This is a genomic window from Streptomyces tanashiensis (genome assembly GCF_014648895.1).
Lineage (GTDB): Bacteria > Actinomycetota > Actinomycetes > Streptomycetales > Streptomycetaceae > Streptomyces > Streptomyces tanashiensis.
This window is the reverse complement of the sequence record NZ_BMRZ01000025.1, coordinates 1-22,429: the sequence shown is the minus strand read 5'-3', so window position 1 is coordinate 22,429 and position 22,429 is coordinate 1. Positions and strand designations below refer to the sequence as shown.

General features: G+C 73.3%; 22 protein-coding genes. 4 read left to right on the top strand and 18 right to left on the bottom strand.

Annotated features, from left to right (window positions below; genetic code table 11):
• The first annotated feature begins 103 nt into the window (after positions 1 to 103).
• A complete protein-coding gene (locus IE237_RS41735; RefSeq protein ID WP_189806849.1) occupies positions 104 to 1,333 on the top strand; it encodes a chitosanase in 1,230 nt (409 codons plus the stop codon).
• Between the two features lie 96 nt (positions 1,334 to 1,429).
• Here IE237_RS41735 and IE237_RS38425 read toward each other — a convergent pair whose 3' ends face one another.
• The 5 genes from IE237_RS38425 to IE237_RS38405 form a co-directional block, all read right to left on the bottom strand.
• On the bottom strand, positions 1,430 to 2,338 hold the full coding sequence (locus IE237_RS38425; protein ID WP_189806848.1) for an MBL fold metallo-hydrolase: 909 nt from the start codon (positions 2,336 to 2,338) through the stop codon (positions 1,430 to 1,432).
• Positions 2,331 to 3,557: a ketosynthase chain-length factor gene (locus tag IE237_RS38420; protein ID WP_189806847.1), complete on the bottom strand. Its 1,227-nt coding sequence runs from the start codon at positions 3,555 to 3,557 to the stop codon at positions 2,331 to 2,333. The genes IE237_RS38425 and IE237_RS38420 overlap by 8 nt, the downstream gene beginning before the upstream one ends.
• Complete coding sequence (locus tag IE237_RS38415; RefSeq protein WP_189806846.1) at positions 3,554 to 4,822, bottom strand: beta-ketoacyl-[acyl-carrier-protein] synthase family protein; 1,269 nt, start codon at positions 4,820 to 4,822, stop codon at positions 3,554 to 3,556. The genes IE237_RS38420 and IE237_RS38415 overlap by 4 nt, the downstream gene beginning before the upstream one ends.
• Positions 4,823 to 4,964: 142 nt before the next feature.
• On the bottom strand, positions 4,965 to 6,107 hold the full coding sequence (locus IE237_RS38410; protein ID WP_189806845.1) for an acyl-CoA dehydrogenase family protein: 1,143 nt from the start codon (positions 6,105 to 6,107) through the stop codon (positions 4,965 to 4,967).
• A gap of 33 nt (positions 6,108 to 6,140) precedes the next feature.
• Positions 6,141 to 6,926 (bottom strand): SDR family NAD(P)-dependent oxidoreductase, encoded by a 786-nt coding sequence (locus tag IE237_RS38405; RefSeq protein WP_189806844.1) that lies wholly within the window; start codon positions 6,924 to 6,926, stop codon positions 6,141 to 6,143.
• A gap of 283 nt (positions 6,927 to 7,209) precedes the next feature.
• On the opposite strand from IE237_RS38405, the gene IE237_RS38400 reads away from it, so the two are divergent.
• Complete coding sequence (locus IE237_RS38400; RefSeq protein ID WP_189806843.1) at positions 7,210 to 7,857, top strand: hypothetical protein; 648 nt, start codon at positions 7,210 to 7,212, stop codon at positions 7,855 to 7,857.
• Between the two features lie 81 nt (positions 7,858 to 7,938).
• On the opposite strand, the gene IE237_RS38395 is transcribed toward IE237_RS38400, so the two are convergent.
• The 4 genes from IE237_RS38395 to IE237_RS38380 are packed head-to-tail and all read right to left on the bottom strand — an operon-like array spanning position 7,939 to position 11,361.
• The gene (locus tag IE237_RS38395; RefSeq protein WP_189806842.1) at positions 7,939 to 9,069 is read right to left on the bottom strand and encodes a nucleotide disphospho-sugar-binding domain-containing protein; all 1,131 of its coding nucleotides are present in this window, start codon (positions 9,067 to 9,069) and stop codon (positions 7,939 to 7,941) included.
• Complete coding sequence (locus tag IE237_RS38390; protein WP_189806841.1) at positions 9,066 to 10,085, bottom strand: quinone oxidoreductase family protein; 1,020 nt, start codon at positions 10,083 to 10,085, stop codon at positions 9,066 to 9,068. Before IE237_RS38390 ends, IE237_RS38395 begins: the two co-directional genes overlap by 4 nt.
• Positions 10,086 to 10,130: 45 nt before the next feature.
• Positions 10,131 to 10,571 carry a nuclear transport factor 2 family protein gene (locus IE237_RS38385; protein WP_189806840.1) on the bottom strand — a complete coding sequence of 147 codons (441 nt, stop codon included), beginning with the start codon at positions 10,569 to 10,571 and terminating at the stop codon, positions 10,131 to 10,133.
• A gap of 13 nt (positions 10,572 to 10,584) precedes the next feature.
• Positions 10,585 to 11,361, bottom strand: a complete 777-nt coding sequence (locus IE237_RS38380) for an AfsR/SARP family transcriptional regulator (protein ID WP_189806839.1) — start codon at positions 11,359 to 11,361, stop codon at positions 10,585 to 10,587.
• A 183-nt stretch (positions 11,362 to 11,544) separates the two neighbouring features.
• On the opposite strand from IE237_RS38380, the gene IE237_RS38375 reads away from it, so the two are divergent.
• A complete protein-coding gene (locus IE237_RS38375) occupies positions 11,545 to 12,519 on the top strand; it encodes a 3-hydroxyacyl-CoA dehydrogenase NAD-binding domain-containing protein (RefSeq protein ID WP_189806838.1) in 975 nt (324 codons plus the stop codon).
• Between the two features lie 43 nt (positions 12,520 to 12,562).
• On the top strand, positions 12,563 to 13,066 hold the full coding sequence (locus IE237_RS38370; RefSeq protein WP_189806837.1) for a flavin reductase family protein: 504 nt from the start codon (positions 12,563 to 12,565) through the stop codon (positions 13,064 to 13,066).
• Positions 13,067 to 13,124: 58 nt separating this feature from the next.
• Here IE237_RS38370 and IE237_RS38365 read toward each other — a convergent pair whose 3' ends face one another.
• The 9 genes from IE237_RS38365 to IE237_RS38325 form a co-directional block, all read right to left on the bottom strand.
• Positions 13,125 to 14,141 (bottom strand): carbohydrate kinase family protein, encoded by a 1,017-nt coding sequence (locus IE237_RS38365; protein WP_189806836.1) that lies wholly within the window; start codon positions 14,139 to 14,141, stop codon positions 13,125 to 13,127.
• A gap of 41 nt (positions 14,142 to 14,182) precedes the next feature.
• On the bottom strand, positions 14,183 to 15,160 hold the full coding sequence (locus tag IE237_RS38360; protein ID WP_229844020.1) for an NAD-dependent epimerase/dehydratase family protein: 978 nt from the start codon (positions 15,158 to 15,160) through the stop codon (positions 14,183 to 14,185).
• Positions 15,157 to 15,879, bottom strand: coding sequence for a class I SAM-dependent methyltransferase (locus IE237_RS38355; protein ID WP_189806835.1), 723 nt, complete (start codon positions 15,877 to 15,879; stop codon positions 15,157 to 15,159). Before IE237_RS38355 ends, IE237_RS38360 begins: the two co-directional genes overlap by 4 nt.
• A 50-nt stretch (positions 15,880 to 15,929) precedes the next feature.
• Positions 15,930 to 17,369, bottom strand: a complete 1,440-nt coding sequence (locus IE237_RS38350; RefSeq protein ID WP_189806834.1) for an NDP-hexose 2,3-dehydratase family protein — start codon at positions 17,367 to 17,369, stop codon at positions 15,930 to 15,932.
• Complete coding sequence (gene rfbB / locus IE237_RS38345; protein ID WP_189806833.1) at positions 17,366 to 18,367, bottom strand: dTDP-glucose 4,6-dehydratase; 1,002 nt, start codon at positions 18,365 to 18,367, stop codon at positions 17,366 to 17,368. Before rfbB ends, IE237_RS38350 begins: the two co-directional genes overlap by 4 nt.
• Positions 18,364 to 19,428, bottom strand: a complete 1,065-nt coding sequence (locus tag IE237_RS38340) for a glucose-1-phosphate thymidylyltransferase (protein ID WP_189806832.1) — start codon at positions 19,426 to 19,428, stop codon at positions 18,364 to 18,366. The genes rfbB and IE237_RS38340 overlap by 4 nt, the downstream gene beginning before the upstream one ends.
• Entirely contained in the window at positions 19,425 to 20,555 is a 1,131-nt protein-coding gene (locus IE237_RS38335; protein WP_189806831.1) for a DegT/DnrJ/EryC1/StrS family aminotransferase, read from the bottom strand. Before IE237_RS38335 ends, IE237_RS38340 begins: the two co-directional genes overlap by 4 nt.
• A gap of 37 nt (positions 20,556 to 20,592) precedes the next feature.
• A complete protein-coding gene (locus IE237_RS38330) occupies positions 20,593 to 21,549 on the bottom strand; it encodes an aromatase/cyclase (RefSeq protein ID WP_189806830.1) in 957 nt (318 codons plus the stop codon).
• Positions 21,550 to 21,587: 38 nt separating this feature from the next.
• The coding region (locus IE237_RS38325; RefSeq protein WP_308433158.1) for an acyl-CoA carboxylase subunit beta at positions 21,588 to 22,429 on the bottom strand (842 nt) is incomplete at its 5' end.

Sequence of the window (22,429 nt, the reverse complement as noted above, 5' to 3'; positions counted from 1 at the left end):
CGCGCGCCCTAGCCTCACGTCCACCAAACGATAGGAAGCTTTCCTATCAGTCTGGCGCTCCGCCGTCCCCGAGTCCCCCGCGATTCCCACCAGATGGAGTGACATGCCCCCCACGATCAACGCGCTGCGCGGCCGCCGCCTCGCGGCCCTCGTCGCCGCCGCGGCCACCGGCGTCCTGCTCCCCACCCTGGCCGGCCTCACGTCCGCCACCGCCGCGGCCGTCAACCTCGCCGCGAACCGCCCCGTCACCACCTCCTCCACCGAGTCCGGCTCGTTCGGCGGCGCCAAGGCCGTGGACGGCTCCGCCTCCACCCGCTGGGCAAGCGCCGAAGGCGTCGACAACCAGTGGATCCGGATAGACCTCGGCTCGGCGACGACCCTCGGCCGGGTCGTCCTCAAGTGGGAGGCGGCCTATGCCAGGGCGTACCGCGTCGAGCTCTCGGACGACGGCTCGACCTGGCGCCAGATCCACGCCACCACCACCGGCGACGGCGGCACCGACGACCTGAGCGTGAACGGAACCGGCCGCTACCTCCGCGTCTTCGGGACGCAGCGCGGCACGCCGTACGGCTACTCGCTCTACGAGGTCGAGGCGTACGGCGCGGGCGCGACGACCCCGCCCCCGTCCTCCGGCACCGGCCTCGACGACCCGCGCAAGAAGGAGGTCGCCATGAAGCTGGTGTCGTCCTTCGAGAACTCCTCCCTCGACTGGCGCGCCCAGTTCGCGTACATCGAGGACATCGACGACGGGCGCGGCTACACCGCCGGCATCATCGGCTTCTGCTCGGGCACGGGCGACATGCTGGAGCTGGTCGAGCGCTACACGGCGAAGAAGCCGGGCAACCCGCTCGCCCGCTACCTGGGCGCCCTGCGCGCGGTGGACGGCACCGACTCCCACGAGGGCCTGGACCCGGGCTTCACGAACGCCTGGCGCCAGGCGGCGCAGGACACCGTGTTCCAGCAGACCCAGGAGGAGGAGCGCGACCGCGTCTACTTCACTCCCGCGGTCTCCCAGGCCAAGCAGGACGGCCTGCGCGCGCTGGGGCAGTTCGCCTACTACGACGCCGCCGTCATGCACGGCGAGTCCGGCTTCCGCGACATCCGCTCGGTCGCCCTCTCCCGCGCCCTGCCGCCGTCCCGGGGCGGAGACGAGAAGGCCTATCTGAAGGCCTTCCTCGACGCGCGTGAGGAGGAGATGCGCAAGGAGGAGGCGCACAGCGACACCACCCGGGTCAGCACGGCCCAGCGCCGCTTCCTGAACGAGGGCAACCTCGACCTGAACACCCCGCTCCACTGGAGCGTCTACGGCGAGGCCTTCTCCCTCACCGGCTGACCCGCACGGGTACGGGGCCGCCCACCGGCCCCGTACCCCGCGGACGACCTCCGACGCCCGCCCCGGGGGCCCGGGGCGGGCGTCGGGGGCGTACCGTCAGGCGTGGCAGTCGGGAAGACGGCCGTGGTACGTCACCATCTCGCCGAACACCCCGACGACGTCCAGGGGGCTCGCCAACCGGGGATCGTCCCGTTCGTGCCAGGCGCGGTGCAGGTTGCCGACGAGCCGCTCGGAGTCGAGCAGTCCGGCGAAGGGGCCCAGGTCGCACGTCCTGGCCGCCTCCAGCGGGGTGAGCCCGCGCGCGGCGCCCTCGGCCGCGACCTTCTCCAGCCACCGCAGGTACTCCTCGGTGGCGTCGAAGGCCTCGGGGCCGGCGAGCGGTCCGTGGCCGCCCACGACCGTGACCGGCTCCAGCGCGCGCAGCCGCTGCAGGACCTCCAGGGAGCCCCGTACCGTCCCCATGAGGACGAACGGCGTGCAGCCGGGCATCACGATGTCCCCGGTGAACAGGACCCGTTCCTCCGGCAGCCAGACCACGGTGTCGCTGCGCGTGTGCGCGGGGCCGAGGTGCAGCAGGTCCACGCGCCGGCCGTCGGCGTGCAGGGTCAGGCTTCCGGAGTACGTGAGGTCGGGCAGGACGACCTCCACGTCCCCCCACTCGACGTCCGGCCAGAGGCCGGTCAGCGCCAGCCCGGTCTCGGCCATGTCGGTCCGGGTGAGGGCGTGGCTGACGACGGTGGCGTCCGGCCCGAAGACCTTGTTGCCGAAGGTGTGGTCGCCGTGGAAGTGGGTGTTGACCACCGTGCGCCGCGGACCTGCCGCGAGGGAGTCGACGCTCTCCTTCAGCCGCAGCGCACGGCGTTCGGTAGCGGCCGTGTCGACGACGATCGCCTCGTCGCCGGCGAGGATCACGCCCGCGTTGTTCAGGCACCAGCCTCCGTCGGGCTGCACGTACGCGTGGACCCCGTCGGCGACCTCGACGAGCCGCGAGGTGTCGTCAGCCACGGTCCGCCGCCTTGACCACGACGGCGGAGTTGAAGCCCCAGCGGCCGCGGGCGAGGACCAGGGCGGCCCGCGCGGAGGTCGGCCGGGGTGTCCCGCGGACCAGGTCGATGCCGTACGCGTCCGGCGTCTCGCCCTCGTACGGGACGGCCGGGAGGAGCCCGTCCCGCAGGGCGAACAGCGCCGCGACCACGTCCAGCGGCCCGCCGCCCGCGAGGAGACGGCCCGTCAGTGCCTTCGGCGCCGCGACCGGCACGCCGCGGGGACCGAAGACCGCGGCGATCGCCTCGGCCTCGGTCCGGTCCAGGTCGGCCGAACCGGCGGCGTCGGCGAAGACGACGCCGATGTCCGAGGGTTCGAGGCCCGCGTCGGCGATCGCCAGCTCCGCGGCCCGGCGCAGGGCCGGGGGCCGGCCGGAGTCCGGGTGCGGGTCGAAGGTGGCCGCGTAGCCCGCGAGTTCGCCGTAGACCTGGCCGGCTCCCCGGCGAAGGGCGCCCTGTTCGTCCTCCATGACGAGGAACGCGCCGCCCTCGCCGGGCACATGGCCGCGCGCCCTGGCGTCGAAGGGCAGATAGGCCCGGTCCGGGTCGTCGCTGTCGCTGATCAGCCCGCTGGACAGGTGACTGGCCCAGCCCCAGGGGTCCAGGGCGGAGTCGACGCCGCCGGTGACGACGAGCGGGGTCCCGAGCCTGAGGGAGCGGCGGGCGTGGCCCAGCGCGTCCAGGCCGCCGGCCTGTTCGGCGACCAGAGCGGCGCCCGGGCCGCGCAGCTTGTGCCGGATGGAGACCTGGCCGGTGTTGACCGCGTAGAACCAGGCGAACGACTCGTAGACGCTCACGTACTCCGGGCCCTTGGACCAGAGGTTGGCGAACTCCCGGTGGGTGAAGGCGAATCCGCCCGAGGCGTTGGAGGTGATGACGCCGAGGTCGAAGTCGACGAGCTCCGCCGGGTCGACGCCGCCGTCGGCGAGGGCCTGCTCGGCGGCGACCAGGGCCAGCCGGGTGGACACGTCGGTCTGCGGGAGGAGCCGGTTGGGAAGGTGCTCCGCCGGGTCGAAGCCGAGGATCTGGCCGGCCAGCCGGGACGGGTAGCGGGACGCGTCGAAGCGGGTCAGCGGGGCGATGCCGCCCCGCCCTTCGAGGGTGGCGTTCCAGTACTCCTTGACGCCGAGGCCGTTGGGGGCCACCACGCCGATGCCGGTGATCAGGGCTCGGTCGCTCATGCCGCCGCCTCCTCGGGCCGTCGGAGCACCATCGCGGACTGGAATCCGCCGAAGCCGCTGCCCACCGTGAGGACGCTGCGCAGCCGTGCCTCGCGGGCGGTCAGCGGGACGTAGTCGAGGTCGCACTCCGGGTCGGCGGTGTGGAGGTTGGCCGTGGGCGGGACGACCTGGTGCGTCAGGGCCAGGAGGCTCGCCGCGATCTCGATGGAGCCGATGGCGCCGAGCGAGTGGCCGACCATCGACTTGATGGAGCTGACGGGCACGGCGTAGGCGTGGTCGCCGAGGCTCCGCTTGAAGGCGGCCGTCTCGTGGCGGTCGTTCTGCTTGGTGCCCGAGCCGTGGGCGTTGACGTAGTCGATGGCCGTCGGGTCGATCCTGGACTCGTCGAGGGCGACGCGGATGGCCTCTGCCATCTCCCGGCCGTCGGTCTTGAGCCCGGTCATGTGGTGGGCGTTGAGACGGGTCGCGTAGCCGGTCACCTCGGCGTAGATCCGGGCTCCGCGGCGTACCGCGCTCTCGTACTCCTCCAGGACGAACATCGCCGCGCCCTCGGCGAGGACGAAGCCGTTGCGGGACAGGTCGAAGGGCCGCGAGGCGTGTTCGGCGTCGTCGTTGCGCGGGGTGGTGGCCTTGATGGCGTCGAAGCACGCGGCGACGATCGGGGTGAGGGGGGTGTCGGTGGCGCCGGCCAGCATGACGTCGACCGAGCCCTCCTGGATCAGCCGGCAGGCGTAGCCCACGGAGTCGAGGCCGGAGGTGCAGCCGTCGGAGACCACGGTGACCGGGCCCTCGGCGCCGACGGTCCAGGCGACCTCGGCGCCGAGGACGCTGGGCACCATGTGGTCGAACATGTGGGGGGTCAGGTAGGTGGGGTCGACCTCCCATTCGCGGCCCTGGTCGGAGAGGACCCGGTACTCCTTCTCCAGGGACATGGCCGCCGCCACCGCGCTGCCCACGCTGACACCGATCCGCTCGGGGCGGACGCCCTCGAAGGAGAGGCCGCTGTCGGCCACGGCCTCGCGCGAGCAGACGACGGCGAATTGTGCCGCCCGGTCCATGCGGCGGATCTCGCGGGGGGAGAGGCCTTCGGCGACGGGGTCGAAGTCGATCTCGCCGGCCACCTGGGAGCGGCAGGCGGAGGCGTCGAAGGAGGTGATGCTGCGGGTGGCGGTGCGGCCGGAGCTGAGCAGGTCCCAGAACTGCCGCGCCCCCGAGCCTCCCGGGGCACGCACCCCGAGGCCCGTGACGACGACACGGCGGGTCATCGGGAGCCCCCCGCCGGGTAGCGGGACCGGGCGTGGCCCTCGGGGCCTGCCGTCGTTCGCTGGTTGCACGACATCGGGTGCGTCTTCCCTTCTTGTTTCTGCTGTACGGGTGTTCCGGCCGGTCACGCGGCTCGCGTGCCGGTCACGGGGTGTCGAGGGCCCGCGAGGCGCGGACCAGCGCGCTCGCCACGGGCGGGAACTGCAGGCCGCTGTGGCCGGCCCCGGCGTTGACGTCGCGCCAGAACCGCTGGAGGGGTTCGGTGTCGGCCTGGCCCCTGCTGCCCGAGGAGCGCAGCAGCCGGTCGACGGCTCCGGCGAGCAGCTCGGCCGCCAGCGCGCAGTCGCGTCCGTTGCGGGCAGTCAGGAGCGGGTCCACGGCGTCGTGGTCGAGGACCTCCGCCACGCGGCCGAGCAGCAGGGCGGCCGCGTCGACCTCGCCGTCGGTGCGGGCCAGCGTGAGCTCGTGGGGAGTCCGGTCCGCGGCGCCGGTGACGGCGGCGGCCGGTGCCTGGAGCTTGCCGCGCACCAGGCCGGACCAGTGGCGCAGCGCGCCGCGGGCCGCCCCGAGCAGGGGGGCCGTGAGGGTCAGGCCGTTGGCGGCCTTCAACGGGACGCGGTGGCAGCGGGCCTCGGCTTCGGGTGCCCGGCCGGCGAGCAGCTCGGCGAGGGCGACGGAGCGCGTGTCGGGCACGGTGACGCCGTCGAGGACGAGGGTGTTGCTGCCGGTGGCGCGCAGGCCGACGTTGAACCAGGAGTCCCCGAGTCCGTACGCGGCGCGGGGCACCGCGAAGAAGCGCGGCTCCTGGTGGTCGCCGTCGAGCGCCCTGGCGCAGACCAGGGCCCAGGCGGAGGAGTCGACGCCGCTGACGTACGGCCACTGGCCGCTGACGCGCCAGCCGCCGGGGACGCGTTCGGCGGTGCCGGCGGCCGCGAGGGCCGCGACGAGCGGGGTGTCGGGGCCGTCCGCCCAGAGTTCCGCCTGGCCCTCCGTGGGGAGGTGGGCGGCGAGGCGGCCGACGCTCGCGGCGAGCGAGGCGAACCAGGCGGCCGAGGTGCAGCTCTCGCCGATCGTGGTGACGGCGGGCAGGAGGGCGCCGAACGTGCCCGCCGAGCCGCCCCAGCGGGCCGGGACGAAGTGCCGGGCGAAGCCGGCGGCCAGGATCGGGTCGACGACCTCGGGCGGCAGTCTCCGCTCGGCCTCGGAGGCCGCCGCGTGCTTGGCGGCCGTCTCGGCGGCCTCGCGCACGGTGTCCGGGGACAGTGATGTCGGCTGGGTGGCAGGCATGGGGCTCCCTGAGGTGCTGGTTGCGGGGTCCGGTCAGTAGTTGCCGAGGCCGCCGCAGACGTTGAGGGCCTGGGCGGTGACCGCGGCGGCTCCGTCGCCGACGAGGTAATCGACCATGGCGGCGACCTCGGAGGGCTCGACGTACCGGCCGATCGGCACCCGGGCGGTGACGCGCTCGAAGGCCTCCTCCTCCGTGGTCCCCCAGATCCCGGCGTAGTGGGTGCGGACCTTCTCCGCCATGGGGGTCTCGACGAAGCCGGGGCAGACGGCGTTGACGGTGATGCCGGTCTTGGCGAGCTCCAGGCCCCAGGCCTTCGTCAGGCCGACGACGCCGTGCTTGGAGGCCGAGTAGGGGGCGCCGTGCAGGACGCCCTGCTTGCCGCCGGTGGAGGCGATGTTGACGATGCGGCCGCGCTTCTTCCCCTGCATGCCGCCGACGGTGAGGACCGCCTTCGTCATCCGGAAGACGCTGTTGAGGTTGGTGTTGACGACGTCGAGCCAGAGCTCGTCGGTGACGTCGGCGGTGATGCCGCCGCCGCTGCGGCCGGCGTTGTTGACCAGGACGTCGATGGGGCCGTAGCGGGCGACGGCGGCCGTGACGAAGGCCGTGACCTGGGCGGGGTCGGCGACGTCGCAGGTGCTGCCGTCGGCGTCGAAGCCGCGGTCCTGGAGCTGCTTGACGGCCTCGGCCAGCCGGTCCGCCGACCGCGCGCAGAGGTAGACCCGGTGGCCGGTCTCGGCCAGGCGGACGGCGATCTCCCATCCGATGCCGCTGGTCGCGCCGGTGACCACGGCCACACGGCCGTTCGCCTGAGTCATGGGGGCCTCCAAGAAGTCTGCTGTACGGGGGTGTCGGGGGCCGGGACGTGCGGTGACCCGGACTCGGCCGACGGTCGCCCCCGGGTCTCGAAGGGCGTTCGAAGCGCACTCGAAGCGGGCCGTCGGGGCGGTACGGAAACGGAACTTCGAGTTCGGCTCGAAGGGACGTCGACGGACGTTCGAGCGGGGTGACGATGCTTTCGTCTCGCCGGCACCACCGGCCTCCCTGCTCTCGGTCGTGAGGCAGGGGCCACGTACCGCAGCGAGAGAGGCCACACGCACCATGAAGAAGAAGAGCGCGGCGGGGATCGCCGCCGCCCTGAGCATCTCGGCGGCCACCGCAATGCTGAGCGTCGCGTCTCCGGCGAACGCCACCGGCCCGGGGACCAGCACCTCGTCGACCGTCGGCTACGTGTGCCAGAGCCGCTACGACGGCGCGTGGTTCCCGATCAACGGGTACTCCCGGGGCTTCACCACCACGGCTCCGGCGCAGGTCGGCAAGGGCGTCGCGTTCAACGTGTCGTTCGACCCCGCGCCGATCCTGGCGGTGGGCGACTACAACAAGGAGCTCACCGACATCGAGGTCGCCTACAAGGTGTCGCCCGAGGCCCGCGTCCTCGGCTACAAGCTGGTCGGCGGCAGCAACCTCGGCACGGCCAGGTTCCACGTCGAACGCCGCGGCGCCGAGTTCGTCGTCACCTCGCCCGACACCCTGCCCGGCGGCGTCGAGTTCGATCTGCCCACCCTCGTGGTCGCGCTGCGCGCGCCCTCCACCGCGGGCACGGTCACGACCGCCCCCGGCGGTTCGAGCTTCGAGAACCGCTCCTTCGGCTGGAACCGTCTGCACCCGGTGAACAACCAGTGGGACCCGTTCCAGTGCTACGCCAACCCGGCGACGCCGGTCGTGTTCAGCACGACGAACGTCGCCTGACGCGAGCCCACAGGCAGGTCACGCCCCGGGGGCGGTCACGGAGGATCCCGTGACCGCCCCCGGCGGCGTTCCCCGCCCGGGTCAGGCGGCCAGCCGCTCCAGGGCCGTGACCACCTCCGCCGGCCCGGGCAGGGCGGCGATCTCGGCGGCGATCTCTGCGGACCTCTTCCGGGGGCCGGGCTCCTCCAGGAGCTCCCGGCACGCCCGCAGCACGGCCTCGGGCGAGGTGTCCTCGGGGAAGAGGACCCGCGCCGCGCCCCGCTCGGCCGTGCGGCGCATGGTCGAGGCGAAGATGTCCCAGCGGGACAGCAGCAGTTGGGGCGTCCCGGCGGCGAGCGCGGTCATCCCGGTGACTCCCCCGCCGTGGTGGACGAGGAGGTCGCAGGTCGGGGCGACGACGTCGAGCGGCATCCACCCGATCCGTACCCGCCCGGCGGTCTCCCGCAGCCGGGCCGCGGCCTCCTCCGGGGCGGCGACGAGGATCTCCGCGTCGAAGGCGGCGAGGTCCGCGACCAGCCGGCCCAGGAAGTCCCGGTTGGCCTCCGTCTCGCGGCTGCCCGAGGTCACGCACACCCGGGGCCGGTCGCCCCGGCCGTACATCCACGGTTCGAGCTCCTGCTGCCGGTTGTACGGGATCCAGCGCATCGGCTGCGCCGGGTCGGCGTCCGGGGGCCGCAGGCTCGGCGGGCAGACGTCGACCCGGAGGTCCGGCTCGGGGAGCCGGTCGAGCCCCAGCGCGGCCAGCTCCGGGCGGAGCTCCTCCGCCGCGTACGGGTCGACCCCCCGGGTGTCGTACAGGTCCCAGGCCTGGCGGACGTACGGGACGCCCAGCTCGGCCGCGAGCAGCGGGGCCGCGTACGACATGCTGCCGCCGACGACCAGTCCGGGGCGCCAGTGGGCGGCGAGTTCGCGCAGACCGTGCAGGCTCTCGGCGGCCAGCCTGCCGAACCAGCCGCCGTGGTGGCGGCGTTCCGGCTCGACGCCCCGGGGCATCCGGGGCACCGCGCCGCCGGACCGGTCGGTGACGATCAGGCTCTCCCAGGTGCGTGGCGTGACCGCCGCGCCGGGCAGGCCGACGCCGGTGATGTGCGGGACGAGCTCCTCCGTCCCGGCCACGATCACCCGGTGTCCCGCCTGACGTGCGGCGACGGCCAGGGACGCGAGCCCGAAGACGGTCGCCGGGCTGGGGCCGGCGACGAAGAGGATCCTCATGCCCCACCCCCCGCGGTCCGGGTGCCGCGGCCGGTGAGGAGCACGATGCGCCCCAGCTGGGCCCGGCTCTCGACGATCTCGTGCGCCTTGCCGACGTCCTCCAGGGGCAGGGTCGCGTGCACGGTCTGGCGGACGGTGCCGGCGAGCAGGTGGGCGGTGAGCGCGTCGTGGTCGGCGCGGTACCGCTCGGGCCGTGCGTTCCGCCAGGCCGAGAGGGCGAATCCGGTGAGGAACCGCATCCCGATGAGCTCCATCGGCGAGACGGCGGGGATGCCGAGGCCGCCGCCGGCCGAACCGTAGAAGACGAGCCGGCCGAACGGGGCGAGGAGGCCCACGCCCTGCCGGAGCACGTCACCGCCGACGCTGTCGAGGATCACGTCGACGCCCCGGCCGCCGGTGGCCTCGCGCACGGCGTCCGGCCAGTCCGCGCGGCTGTAGTCGACGGCGACGTCCGCGCCGAGGGAGCGGGCGTAGGCGCACTTCTCGGGCGTGCCGGCGGTGGCGATCACCGTCCCCGCCCCGGCGAGCCGGGCGAGCTGGACGGCGAGGTGTCCGATGCCGCCCGAGGCGGCGTGCACGAGGACGCTCTCCCCGGGGGCGAGGGAGGCCGTGCCCATCGTGCCCATGGCGATGGGTCCGGGGGCGGGGAGCGCCGTCGCCTGGGCCGCGTCGAGGGCGGCGGGGACCGGGAGGACGGTGTCCGCGTCGACGACGACGTACTCGGCGTAGGCGCCGTGCAGGGTGAAGGCGCCGACCCGGTCGCCGGGCGCGATGCCGGTGACGCCGGGGCCCACGGCGACGACCTCGCCGACGACGTCCCCGCCGAGCGTGATGGGGAACTCGGGGCGCCACATGGGGGCGGGGAAGACGTTCCGCCGCATCTGGGTCTGGGCGAAGCCCACGGAGATCGCCTCGGCCTCGATCAGCACCTGGTCGGGCCCTGGCTCCGGTATCGGCACCTCTTCGGTGCGCAGCACCTCCGGGCCGCCGTACTCATGGATTCGGACAGCGCGCATGGCATTCCTCCACGGAAGGGAGCGGGGGGACGGGGGCGGGGCCGGTCACGATTCCGGCAGGTGGTCGTGCTCCACCCGGCGGGAGCGGGTGAGGAGGCGGCCGTCCTCCTCGACGAGGACGTCCCGGACCAGGCAGCTGGGGGCGATCTCGGGGACGCGCTCGCCCTCACGGGTCAGCAGCGCCAGGACGTAGAAGGTGGCGTGGATGGTGCCGTCGGCCTGCTCCTGGACGTTCAGCATGTTGAACCAGTGGCGGCGCTGGACGGGTTCGCCGGCGAAGCGCTCCTGGTGGAACGCCGCGAGCTCCTTGGCGATGCCGGCCCGGGTGTGGGCGGCCGGCCTGCCGGGCGAGTGCCGGAACTCGCCGTCCTCGGTGAAGGTGTCGGCGTACTCGTCGAACCGGCCGCTGTCGAGCGCCTGCATCTGCGCCGCGTGGAACTGCTGCACCCGGCTGTACAGGTCTCCCTGGACTCGGTGGGTGGACATGGTTCTCCCTTCGTCAGGCCGCGCGGACGGTCCGCGCGACCGGGTTCAGTACCTCGTGATGGAGCCGTTGCACGTCGGGCGACGGCTCGATGCCCAGTTCGTCGGAGAGCGAGCGCCACAGGTCGCGGTAGACCTTGAGGGCCTCGGCCCGCCGGCCGCAGTTGTTGAGCGACTCGATGAGCTGGGCGTGGAACCACTCGTTGAGCGGGTACTGCTGGATGAGCGCGCGCAGTTCGGGGATGAGGTCGCGCTCGTTCCCGAGCTGCTTGAGCGCCTCGATGCGCTGCTCGACGGCGCGCACCCGCAGCTCCTCCAGGTACATGGTGTAGCCGGTGAGGACGCGGCCGGTGGAGATGTTGGCCAGGGCCGGGCCGGTCCAGATGTCGAGGGCGTCGCCCAGGGTGCGGGCGGCCAGTTCGAGGTGGCCCCGGTCGGCGGCCCGCCGTCCGCACTTCACGAGCTCCTCGAACTCCCGGGTGTCCACGCCGTGTCCGGTGGGGTCGATGAGGTAGCCGGGGCTGCGGGTGACGAGGATCCGTTCCCCGGCTCCGGCGAGGCCCTCGCCGACCAGGATCTTGCGCAGGTGGTAGATGTACGTCTGCAGGGTGGTCAGGGCGCTGCGCGGGGGGTTCTCGGCCCAGAGTTCCTGGATGAACGCGTCGACCGGCACGATCTCCCGGGGCCGGGAGAGCAGCAGGGCGAGGACCTGACTGGCCTTCGGGGTGGGCGGGATGCACGACCGGCCGTCCTCCGTGGTGATCTCGAAGGGGCCGAGGAGATGGAATTTCACTGACTGACCTCGGACGTCTCGTTTCCGGTCGGTTCCGGACAAGGGATGGCTGTCACTGATCTGGGGTGGTTCTCCGTCGGGGTTCCCCGTCGAGCACGTGTCGAGAATCCGTCGAGCACGGCGCGCCAGCATGTCCCGGTGCGAGAGCGCACGCAGGGACACCAGGACGGGAGAACGAAAACGATGAGCGGAACCGGCCGGCCCACCGTGGCGGTGATCGGCGCGGGGACGATCGGCCTCGGGTGGATCACCCTGTTCCTCGGACACGGACTGGACGTGCGGGTGAACAGCCGCCGTCCCGAAGCGCGGAGCGTCGTCCTGGAGGGCCTGCGGACCTTCGTGCCCACGCTGCCCGGCGGCGCCGGACTCGACCCCGAGGAGCTCCTGGAACGGATCACCTTCGAGCCCGACGTGGCCCGCGCCGTGGAGGGCGTCGACGTCGTCCAGGAGAACGCCCCGGAGGACCTGCCGCTCAAGCAGGAGCTGTACCGCCTGATCGGCGAGGCCGCTCCGGGGCGGGCGCTGCTGCTGTCGTCGACCTCGACCCTGCTGCCCGACGCCATGGGCGAGCGGATGAAGGACTCCGGCCGTCTGGTCGTCGGGCACCCCTTCAACTCCCCCCACATCGTTCCTCTGGTGGAGGTCGTCGGAGGCGAGCGGACGGACCCGGACGCGATCGCGCGGGCGGTCGGCTTCTACCGCTCGGTGGACCGGACGCCCGTCGTGCTGCGCCGGCCGATCGCCCGGTTCGTCGCGAACCGGCTGCAGTCCGCGCTGCTCCAGGAGAGCATCCACCTCGTCCGTGAGGGCGTGGTGACGATGGAGGAGCTGGACACCGTCGTGACGCGGTCGATCGGCCTGCGGTGGTCCACGATCGGCCCGTTCCACTCCTTCCATCTCGGGGGCGGGGAGGGCGGTCTGCGGAAGTGGCTGGGCCATCTCGGCGTCGGCCTCGAGAAGAGCTGGGCCGAGCTCGGTTCGCCCCGGATGACCGAGGAGACGATCGACGCCCTCGGCTCGGAGGCCGAACGTCTCTTCGGCGGGACCACGTACGCGCACCTGTGCCGGGAGCGCGACCTGCGGCACCGCGCGGTGCTCGACGCGCTGGCGGCGGTCGAGGCGGAGCGCGGAGAAGCCGAGCCCGGGAGCGCGTCGTGAGGGCGCCGTGCGGTCGGCGGGTGCCCCGGAGCGGAGGCACGTCGTGACCGTGCGCGCGGACATCAGGTCCGTACGCGACGCGGACACGTTCAAGGACGCGCTGTCCCTGCTCGCCTCGCCGCTCACCCTCGTGACGACGGCGGACGAGGAGGGGCGTCCGTGGGGGTTCACGGCGAGTTCGGTCACCTCCGCCTCGCTCTCTCCGCCGCTCGTCATGGTCGGCATGGCCCGCACCTCCAGTTGCGCCGCGGCGCTCGACGCCGCGTCCGAGTTCGTCGTCAACGTGCTCGGGGAGCAGCACGAGGAGCTGGCCCGCAGGTTCGCGACCCGGGGCATCGACCGGTTCGCCGGTCAGGGGCTCGGCGCCTGGCCCGGGACCCGGCTGCCCTTCGTCCCCGACGCGCACGCGGCGTTCCGCTGCGCGGTCGAGGACCGGTTGCGGGTCGGTGACCACGAGCTGCTCGTCGGGCGCCCGACCGAGGTGCTCCTCGACGGAGGTTCCCGGCCGCTGCTGTGGCACCGCCGGGGGTTCCGTACGGCGACCTGACCGGCCGTCGGTGACCCGCCGCCCCGCTGCGGGGCGGCGGGTCACCGGCGGTGGGGGGTCAGGAGGGCTCGGCGCCGACCGCCGTTTCGGCCGGGCGTACGGCCTTGACCTCCGGCTCCAGGTCGGCGGCGGCCTCGGGCCCGTACGCGTCCGCGATGCGGGCGAGGAGCGGCGCGCCGTCGAGCGTGTACGCCTGCGGCCCCACGGACTCCAGGGCCGTGGTGGCGAGGGCGGCGCCGAGGCGGGCGGCCCGCACCGGATCGTCCGCGCGGGCCGTGGCCGCGAGGAATCCGGCCCGGAAGGCGTCGCCGGCTCCGGTGGGCTCCACGGGCCCGTCCGCGGGGACGGCCGCCACGTCGACGGCGGGCCGGCCGGACGCCAGGATCCGGACACCGTCCGCGCCCCGGGTGATCACCCAGGTGCCGACCCGCTCCAGGACCTGCCGCTCGGTCCACCCCGTCCGTTCCTGGACGAGCTGGGCCTCGTACGCGTTGGTGAAGAGGTGGCGGGGCCCGCGCAGGAGCAGCCGGACCTCGTCCCTGCCGAGCCGCGCCAGCTGCTGGGAGGGGTCGGCGCTGAACGCGACGCCGAGCGCGGCGGCCTCCCTGGTGTGCCGCAGCATCGCCTCCGGGTCGTTCGGCGAGACGAGCACCAGGTCGAGGCCCCCGGCGCGGTCGCGCACCGGTGCGAGGGCGATGTGCCGTGCCTCGCTCATGGCGCCCGCGTAGAAGGTGCCGATCTGGTTCTGGTCCGCGTCGGTGGTGCAGATGAACCGGGCCGTGTGCCGGGTCTCGCTGACGTGGACGGAGCCGGTGTCGACCCCGTGTGCCGCGAGCAGCCGCCCGTACTCGGCGAAGTCCCTGCCGACGGACCCGACGAGGAGGGGCCTCAGTCCGAGGGCGCCGAGGCCGAAGGCGATGTTCGCCGCCACACCGCCCCGGCGCACGTCGAGCTCGTCGGCGAGGAACGAGAGCGAGACCTTGTCCAGTTCGCCCTCGATGAGCTGCTCCCCGAACCGGCCGGGAAACGTCAGCAAATGGTCGGTGGCGATGGAGCCTGTCACCGCGATACGCACATCCACTCCAGTCTGTTCGGGGGTGAGGGCCCGGCCGTCGTTCAGACGGCGGCGGGCCGGCCGCTGACGTCCGCCCAGTAGGCGGCGAGCGACTCCTGCAGACCGCGCCTCGGCCGCCAGCCGAGGACCTCACGGGCCGGGGCGAGATCCGTCCGGATCCAGTCCCGCTCCGAGGCGGCGCCGGGCTCCGCCGGCCGTTCGACGATCCGGGCGGGCACCCCGCTCACCCGCACCAGGAGGTCCACGAGCCACCGCACGGGCACGGCCTCGCCGCGTCCGATGTCGACGGCCCGGCCGCTGGCGGGCGAGAGCGCCGCCGCGAGCACGGCCTCCGACACGTCCCGTACGTCGACGTAGTCGCGGTGGGCCCGCAGCGGGGCGAGTTCGACGGTGACCGTCCCGCCGCCGGCGGAGCCCGTCACCAGGCGCTCGGCGACCCTGCCGAGCAGGCTGACGTCGGGGGCGCCGACGCCCGACACGTTCGAGACGCGCAGGACGAGGGCCCGCACGGCGCCGCTCGCGGCCGCCTCCAGGACGGCGCGGGACGCGGCGAGCTTCGCCCTTCCGTACGGGGTGGTCGGCTCGGGTGCCGGGTCGGGGCGGGGGGTGCCGTCGGGCGGCAGCGGACCGTACTCGAGCACGGTGCCGAGGTGGACGAGACGGGGCCGGTGCCGCAGCGTGGCGAGGGCGTCGAGGAGCCGCAGGGTGGGGACGGTGCAGATGCGTTCCATGGCGGCGTCGTCCCGGCTCCAGATGCTCCCGGTGGCGTTGACGACCACGTCGGGGCGTTCGGCCTCCAGGACGCGGGCGAGCGTGGCCGACGGTGTCTCCGCCAGGTCGAGGGCGAGGAACCGGGTCGCGGCGGGCCTCTCCGGCGCGGTCCGTGCCACGGCCAGGACGTCCCAGCCGGCGGCGCGGAAGTCCGCGCAGACGGTCCGCCCCACGAAGCCCGTGCCGCCGAGCACCATGACGCGCCGGGCGGGTGCGGTCCGCGGGACGGTGGGCGGTCCGGCCGTCACTTGCGGACCCCGACGAGGAACCCGCGGGCGGACACCGGGCTCGCGACCCGCTCGAAGGCGAAGCCCGCGGCGGTGAAGGCGGCCTCGTACCGGTCGGCGCCGAAGAGCCGGCACACGTGGTCCTCGCTGAAGTGCCTTACGCCGTGGTCGGCGTGGGCCACCACGTAGTGGACGCGCATGAGGGAGGCGTCGCCGGCGGGCGTGGCGAGCGAGGCGTGCGAGACGCGGGCCACGTGCGTTCCGTCGGCCTCGACCACGTCGGCGGAGACGTGCCCGGGGGTGAAGGTGTCCGGGGCCCACCACGGTTCCACGACCAGGACGCCGCCGGGGTTGAGGTGGCGGGCGAAGGAGCGCAGGGTGGCGTCGAGTTCGTCGGCCGAGTCGACGTAGCCGATGGAGCCGAACAGGCAGACCGCGGCGTCGAAGCGGCGGCCCAGGTCGAAGTCGCGCATGTCGCCGAGGGTGAACGGGACGCCGGGCAGCCGGGTCCGGGCGAGGGCCAGCATGGGCTCGGAGAGTTCCACGCCCTCGACGCGCTCGTACCGCTCGGCGAAGCGGGCGAGGTGGGCGCCGGTGCCGCAGGCGATGTCGAGGAGGGAGGCGGCGCCGGGCATGCGGTCGTCGACGAGCGCGGCGACCGCGGCGGCCTCGCCGTCGAAGTCCTTGCCCCGGGCGCTGTGCAGGAGGTCGTAGAGCTCGGCGGAGTCGTTTCCGTACATGGAAGTCCTCAGGGGATGCGGTGGATGCGTGAGCAGGGTCTGACGTGAGGTCAGAGCGGCCCGACGGCACCTGCGTTGATGCAGGCGAGCAGCGTGCGGGCCTGGACGTTCACATAGCGCGCGTGCTGGGCGAGGGCTCCCAGCTGGCCGGGGGTGACCCACAGGTAGCCCTCCGGCGGGTCGGGCGGGGTCCCGGGGTCGGCCTCGACGACGAGATAGCGGCTCTCGGCGTCGAGGAACCGGCCGCCCTCCTCGGAGTGGACCGCCTCGTAGCGGATGCGCCGGGGGTCGGCCGCGAGGACCTCCGCCAGGAACGGCGGCCGGTCGTCGGGGTCGAGGTGGGCGTAGTTCTCCGGGACGTACTGCACAGTGGGGGCCAGCTCCAGGACGTCGAGCAGGCCGGCCTCCACGCGCGCGTGCACCAGGAGGTGGGGGACGCCGCCGAAGCGGCGGGTGAGGAAGGCGGTCACGCCCCGCCCGGTCGGTTCGATGAGCGGCTGCGTCCAGTCGGCGGTCTCGCGGCTGCCGGCCTCGACGGCCACGGCCACCACGCGGAAGTAGCGGCCGTCCGCGCGCTCGACGGCGGTGGCGGTATGGTGCCAGCCGCGCACCTCGGCGAGCGGGAGCCGCTCCACGCGGACCTCGTGGCGGGCGCGTTGGGCGGTGATCCAGGAGAGCAGTTCGCGGTCGGTGTGCAGCGCCCGGGCGAGGCGGTCGTCGGCGGAGGAGGTCGGCAGCCCGGCGAGGACGGTGCGCGCGTCCATGTTGACGAGGTTGTCGAGCCGGAGGAGCCGTCCGATCTGACCGAGGGTCAGCCAGCGGAAGTCCTCGTGCGCCGGCACGTCCTCGTCGGTCTCCACGAGGACGTTCCGGTTGGCCTTGCGCAGGAACCAGGAGCCGTGCTCGGACTGGAGGACGTCGGCGAGCACCCGCCCGCGACCGTGCCCGAGGAAGTACTCCAGGTAGCGCACGTCCGCGCCCTTGTGCACCTTGGTGTAGTTGCTGCGGGTGGCCTGGACCGTCGGGGAGAGCTGGAGCAGGTTCCGGTTGCCCGGCTCCATCTTCGCCTGCATCAGGAAGTGCAGGACTCCGTCGATCTCCTTGGCCAGGATGCCGAGGATGCCGACCTCGGGCTGGTGGATGATGGGCTGCTGCCATTGCGGGAAGGGCCCGTGGTCGACGGTGACGCCGACGCCCTCGACCGAGAAGAACCGGCCGCTGCGGTGGACGAGGTTCCCGGAGCCCGGTGCGAACGACCAGCCGTCGAGGGCGGCGAAGGGGATGCGGTCGACCCGGAACCGGTGGGCCCGCACGCGGTCCGCCAGCCAGTCGGCGACCTCGTCCGTGCGGGGTCCGGCTCCCTCCGTCGCGGCGGCCGAGCGGGCGAGCCGCTCGGCCAGGCCGGTCTCCGCGCGGCGGCGCAGTGCCGCCGTCGCGGGGTCCGGCCCGGGCAGCGCCGCCCGGGTGGCGGTGTCCGGGGTGCCGGTCACCTGCCCGTCTCCGGGCCGGGGGCGGTCCGCTCCCGGTGTTTCACCGGCTTCCACCACTGGGGGTTCTCCCGGTACCAGGCGACGGTGTCCGCGAGGCCCCGGTCGAAGGGGACGAGGGGCTCGTAGCCGAGCTGTTCCCGGATCTTGCCGTCGTCCAGGGCGTAGCGGAGGTCGTGGCCCTTGCGGTCGGCGACCGGCTGGATCGCGGACTCGTCGGCGCCGCAGAGCTCGACGAGCCGGCGGGTGAGGTCGAGGTTGGTGATCTCGTTGCCGCCGCCGACGTTGTAGATCTCGCCGGCTCCGCCGTGGGCGAGGACGAGCTGGACCGCCCGGCAGTGGTCGTCGACGTGCAGCCACTCGCGGACGTTGCGGCCGTCTCCGTAGAGCGGCAGGGGCAGGCCTTCGAGGAGGTTGGTGACGAACAGCGGGACGAGCTTCTCGGGGTGCTGGTGGGAACCGTAGTTGTTCGAGCAGCGGGTGATGGAGAGGTCGAGCCGGTGGGTGCGCCAGTAGGAGCGGGCCACCAGGTCGGCTCCCGCCTTCGAGGCCGCGTAGGGGGAGTTGGGAAGGAGCGGCCGGCTCTCCGTCCAGGAGCCCGTCTCGATCGATCCGTACACCTCGTCGGTCGAGACGTGGACGACCCGCTCGATGCCGGTCTCGACGCAGGCGTCGAGGACCGTCTGGGTGCCGCCGACGTTCGTGCGGACGAACTCGGCGGCGGACTCCACGGAGCGGTCGACGTGCGACTCGGCGGCGAAGTGGACGAGACCGTCGTGGCCCGGGAACACGTCGAGGAGCAGGGGGAGGTCGCAGACGTCGCCCTGGACGAAGTCCAGCCGGGGGTGGTCGGCCGGGAGGTTGTCCCGGTTGCCCGCGTAGCTGAGCTTGTCGACGACGGTGATCCGCGCGTCCTCGTAGCCGGGGTAGCCGCCCGCGAGCATGGTGCGGACGTAGTGCGAGCCGATGAAGCCGGCGCCGCCCGTGACGAGCACCCTCATGCCGCCACCTCGATACGGGTGTGGTCGCCGATCACGAGACGGTGCCCGTCGCCCTCGGCGCCGGCGCCGACGACGGCGTTGCGGCCGATCAGCGAGCCCCGCAGGCCGGTCACGGCGGTGATGGAGGCCCCGTCCATGACGATGGAGTCGGTCAGGGTCGTGTCGCGCAGGAGACAGCCCCGGCCGATGGAGGTGTGGGGTCCGACCGTGCTGTCCTCGATCACCGTGCCGGCGCCGATGACGGCCGGTCCGGTGACCGTGGAACGCACGAGGCGGGCTCCCGCCTCCAGCACGACGCGGCCGGTCACCCGGCTGGCCGCGTCGACCTCGCCGTCCACCCGGGCCGTCTGGTCGCCGAGCAGCTCCCGGTTGCAGGCGAGGACCTCCTCGACCCGGCCGGTGTCCTTCCAGTACCCGTCGTACTCGCTGGCCGCGACGTGCGAGCCGTGGGCGACGAGCCACTGGACGGCGTCGGTGATCTCCAGTTCGCCGCGGGCGCCGGGCTCGATGGCGGCGACGGCCTCGTGGATGGCGGCGGTGAAGAAGTACACGCCGATGAGGGCCAGGTCGCTCCTGGGCCGCTCGGGCTTCTCCACGAGCCGCAGCACGCTGCCGTCGGGGGCGAGTTCGGCCACGCCGAAGGCCCGGGGGTCGCGCACCTTGTGGACGACGACCAGGGCGTCGGGCCGTCGGGCGGTGAAGTCGGCGGCGATCGTGTCGATCCCGCCCGGGAGCATGTTGTCGCCGAGGTACATCACGAAGTCGTCGTCGCCGAGGAAGGGCCGGGCGAGGGCGACGCAGTGCGCGAGGCCGAGCGGCTTCTCCTGGGGGATCAGGGTGATGCGCAGCCCCAGCCGGGAGCCGTCGCCGATCACCTGGGCGATCTCGTCGGCCCAGTCGCCGACGATGACGCCGACCTCGGTGATGCCCACCGCGCGGATGTTCTCCAGGACGTGTTCGAGGACGGGCTTGTTGGCGATGGGGATGAGCTGCTTGGGCATCGAGTAGCTGAAGGGGCGCAGGCGGGTGCCCGCTCCGCCGGACAGCACGAGGGCCTTCATGACCGGGTCCCCTCGGTGAGGACCTCCCGCAGGGCGGAGATCACCTTGTCCTGGACGTCCTCGGAGAGCGAGGGGTACATCGGCAGGGAGAAGATCTCGCCGGCCAGCCGCTCGGTCACGGGCAGCGAGCCCGGGGCGTATCCGAGGTGTGCGAAGCCGCTCATCGTGTGCACCGGCCAGGGGTAGCTGATGTTCAGCGAGATGCCGTAGCCCTTGAGCCGCTCGATGATCTCGTCGCGCCGGGGGTGGCGGACGACGTAGACGTAGTGGACGTGGTCGTTGCCCTCGGCGGTGACGGGCAGCCGGAGCCCGTCCGGCGCGACGAGGTCCCCGAGCCCCTCCTCGTAGCGGCGGGCGACCGCCCGGCGGCCCTCGATGTAGGTGTCGAGGCGGCGGAGCTTGCGCCGGAGGATCTCGGCCTGCACCTCGTCGAGGCGGGAGTTGTGTCCGGGGGTCTGGACGACGTAGTAGGTCTCCGCCATGCCGTAGTAGCGCAGGCGCCGCAGGGCGGCGTCGACCTCCGGGTCGTCGGTGACGACCGCGCCGGCGTCGCCGTACGCGCCGAGGACCTTGGTCGGGTAGAAGGAGAAGGCCGCGGCGTCGCCGATGGTGCCCGCCGTCCGGCCGTGGTGGTGGGCGCCGTGCGACTGGGCGCAGTCCTCGAGGATCTTCAGGCCGTGCTGTGCGGCGAGGCGCTCCAGCGGGGCCATGTCCACGCACTGGCCGTAGAGGTGGACGGGCAGCAGGACCTTGGTCCGGGGGGTGATGGCCGCCGCCACCTGGTCGGTGTCCATCAGGAAGTCCTGTTCGCGGATGTCCACGAACACGGGGGTGGCTCCGGTGCCGTCGATGGCGACGACGGTGGGCGCGGCGGTGTTGGAGACGGTGATGACCTCGTCGCCGGGGCCGACGCCGAGGGCCTGGAGGCCGAGCTTCACGGCGTTGGTGCCGTTGTCCACGCCGGCGCAGTGCGCGAGGCCGTGGTAGGCGGCGAACTCGCTCTCGAAGCCCTCGACCGACGGGCCGAGGATGAGGCGGCCGGAGCGGAAGACGGTGTCCACCGCGTCGATGAGGTCGTCGCGTTCGTTCTCGTACTCCGGGAGGTAGTCCCAGACGTAGGTGGTCATGGTGTTCCTTCTGCGCGTGCGGATTCGGACGGGACGGTCAGCGGCGGGCCGCGGCGTACTCTCCGGCGTGCCTCAGCGTGGCCAGGCTGTTCGCACCCAGCGCCTCGCGGAGGTAGCGACGCGCCGCCGGCAGGTCGGCGGTCTCGCCGAGGACCCGGGTGACGGCGGCGGGCTCGACCACGGCGGTGTGGCGCGAGGTGACGACGGTGGCGCCGGCGCCGTCCTCCGCGAAGCTCCACTCGCCGGTGTGCAGGGCCATCAGCGGGGGCAGGGTGGTCTGCTTGTAGACGATCCGCTCGTACGGGACGCAGACGCGCACCGACTCGGTGGTGTGCGGGCTGCCGTCCTTGGTGAGCGTGTCCATGGCCAGGATCTGGACGCCCGGGCCGGCGTCCCGCAGGTTCACGGCCGTGACGTGGGGCAGGCGGTCGGCCCAGTGCTGGGCCTGGTCGATGAAGTCGTAGACGTCCTTGACGTGGCCTTCGAGGCGGACGGTGTCCTCGAAGGTGAGGAAGGTGTCGCCCTCGCCCGGGCCGTCGGCGCCGCGTTCGGCGTGGCGCTTGAGGGCGGCGAGCTCCGACCGGCTGTTGGCGTCCACGGCGCGGTCGATCCAGTCGAGGGTCCCGGGGTCGTCGCCGACGGCCCGGAAGTCGTGCAGCAGCCGTACGCGGCACTCCCCCGGTCCCGTGGGTTCGATGATCCAGGCACCGCCCATCGCGGCCATCGGCGGACTCGGCACCTCCTGCCGGAAGTCGACGCGGAGTCCTGCGCGGTCCAGGGTGCGCCGGGACGTCCAGTGCTTGACCTGCCCGTCGACGGTGGCCCAGAGCCGGATGCGCTCCTCCTTGTCGCCGCGCTCCAGGTGGTCGGCGTGGACCGAGGGCGGGAAGATCGAGGGCCAGCCGCCGACGTCGGCGATCAGTTCGTAGAGCCGCTCGGCCGTCGCGCGGACGGTGATCTCGTGGGCGGTCTCCCGTGGGGTGGGCTGGGTCATGGTCGGCTCCTTGGGGTCGGCGCCCGGCTGCTCCGTCGTCACTGCGGCGGGTTTCCGTGTTTGCGCGAGGGGAGTTCGGCGTGCTTGGCGCGGAGCATCTCCAGTCCGCGGACGAGCACCCGGCGTGTGTCGGAGGGGTCGATGACATCGTCGACGAGGCCGCGCTCGACGGCGTAGTAGGGATGCATCAGTTCGGTCCTGTACTCCTTGATCTTCTGCAGGCGTTCCGCCTCGGGGTCCGGGGCCTCCGCGATCTGCCGGCGGAAGATGACGTTGGCGGCGCCCTCGGCGCCCATGACCGCGATCTCGTTGGTGGGCCAGGCGTAGGTGAGGTCGGCGCCGATGGACTGGGAGTCCATGACGATGTAGGCGCCGCCGTAGGCCTTGCGCAGGATCACGGAGATCCGGGGCACGGTCGCGTTGCAGTAGGCGTAGAGCAGCTTGGCGCCCCTTCTGATGACGCCGTGGTGCTCCTGGCCGACGCCGGGGAGGAATCCCGGTACGTCGACGAGCGTGACGATCGGGATGCTGAAGGCGTCGCACATCTGCACGAAGCGGGCCCCCTTCTCGGAGGCGTCGATGTCCAGGACGCCCGCCATCACGGAGGGCTGGTTGGCGACGATGCCGACGACCCGGCCGTCCAGCCGGGCGAGGGTGCACACCAGGTTGGCGGCCCAGCCGCTGTGCACCTCCATGTGCTCCTCGTCGTCGACGAGTTCCTCGATCACGGCCCGGACGTCGTACGAGCGGACGGCGTCTGCGGGCACCAGGTCGAGGAGGGCGGGGGTGGCACGGTCCGGGGAGTCGTCCGGTACGACGGCGGGCGGGTTCTCGCGGTTGTTCTGCGGGAGCATCGACAGGAGGTAGCGGACCTCGGCGA

Bases quoted from the DNA above. Each gene is read 5' to 3' on its own strand.
- IE237_RS41735 (WP_189806849.1), top strand. From the start codon at position 104: ATGCCCCCCACGATCAACGCGCTGCGCGGCCGCCGCCTCGCGGCCCTC.
- IE237_RS38420 (WP_189806847.1), bottom strand. From the start codon at position 3,557: ATGAGCGACCGAGCCCTGATCACCGGCATCGGCGTGGTGGCCCCCAAC.
- IE237_RS38415 (WP_189806846.1), bottom strand. From the start codon at position 4,822: ATGACCCGCCGTGTCGTCGTCACGGGCCTCGGGGTGCGTGCCCCGGGA.
- IE237_RS38410 (WP_189806845.1), bottom strand. From the start codon at position 6,107: ATGCCTGCCACCCAGCCGACATCACTGTCCCCGGACACCGTGCGCGAG.
- IE237_RS38405 (WP_189806844.1), bottom strand. From the start codon at position 6,926: ATGACTCAGGCGAACGGCCGTGTGGCCGTGGTCACCGGCGCGACCAGC.
- IE237_RS38400 (WP_189806843.1), top strand. From the start codon at position 7,210: ATGAAGAAGAAGAGCGCGGCGGGGATCGCCGCCGCCCTGAGCATCTCG.
- IE237_RS38395 (WP_189806842.1), bottom strand. From the start codon at position 9,069: ATGAGGATCCTCTTCGTCGCCGGCCCCAGCCCGGCGACCGTCTTCGGG.
- IE237_RS38390 (WP_189806841.1), bottom strand. From the start codon at position 10,085: ATGCGCGCTGTCCGAATCCATGAGTACGGCGGCCCGGAGGTGCTGCGC.
- IE237_RS38385 (WP_189806840.1), bottom strand. From the start codon at position 10,571: ATGTCCACCCACCGAGTCCAGGGAGACCTGTACAGCCGGGTGCAGCAG.
- IE237_RS38375 (WP_189806838.1), top strand. From the start codon at position 11,545: ATGAGCGGAACCGGCCGGCCCACCGTGGCGGTGATCGGCGCGGGGACG.
- IE237_RS38355 (WP_189806835.1), bottom strand. From the start codon at position 15,879: ATGTACGGAAACGACTCCGCCGAGCTCTACGACCTCCTGCACAGCGCC.
- rfbB (WP_189806833.1), bottom strand. From the start codon at position 18,367: ATGAGGGTGCTCGTCACGGGCGGCGCCGGCTTCATCGGCTCGCACTAC.
- IE237_RS38340 (WP_189806832.1), bottom strand. From the start codon at position 19,428: ATGAAGGCCCTCGTGCTGTCCGGCGGAGCGGGCACCCGCCTGCGCCCC.
- IE237_RS38335 (WP_189806831.1), bottom strand. From the start codon at position 20,555: ATGACCACCTACGTCTGGGACTACCTCCCGGAGTACGAGAACGAACGC.
- IE237_RS38330 (WP_189806830.1), bottom strand. From the start codon at position 21,549: ATGACCCAGCCCACCCCACGGGAGACCGCCCACGAGATCACCGTCCGC.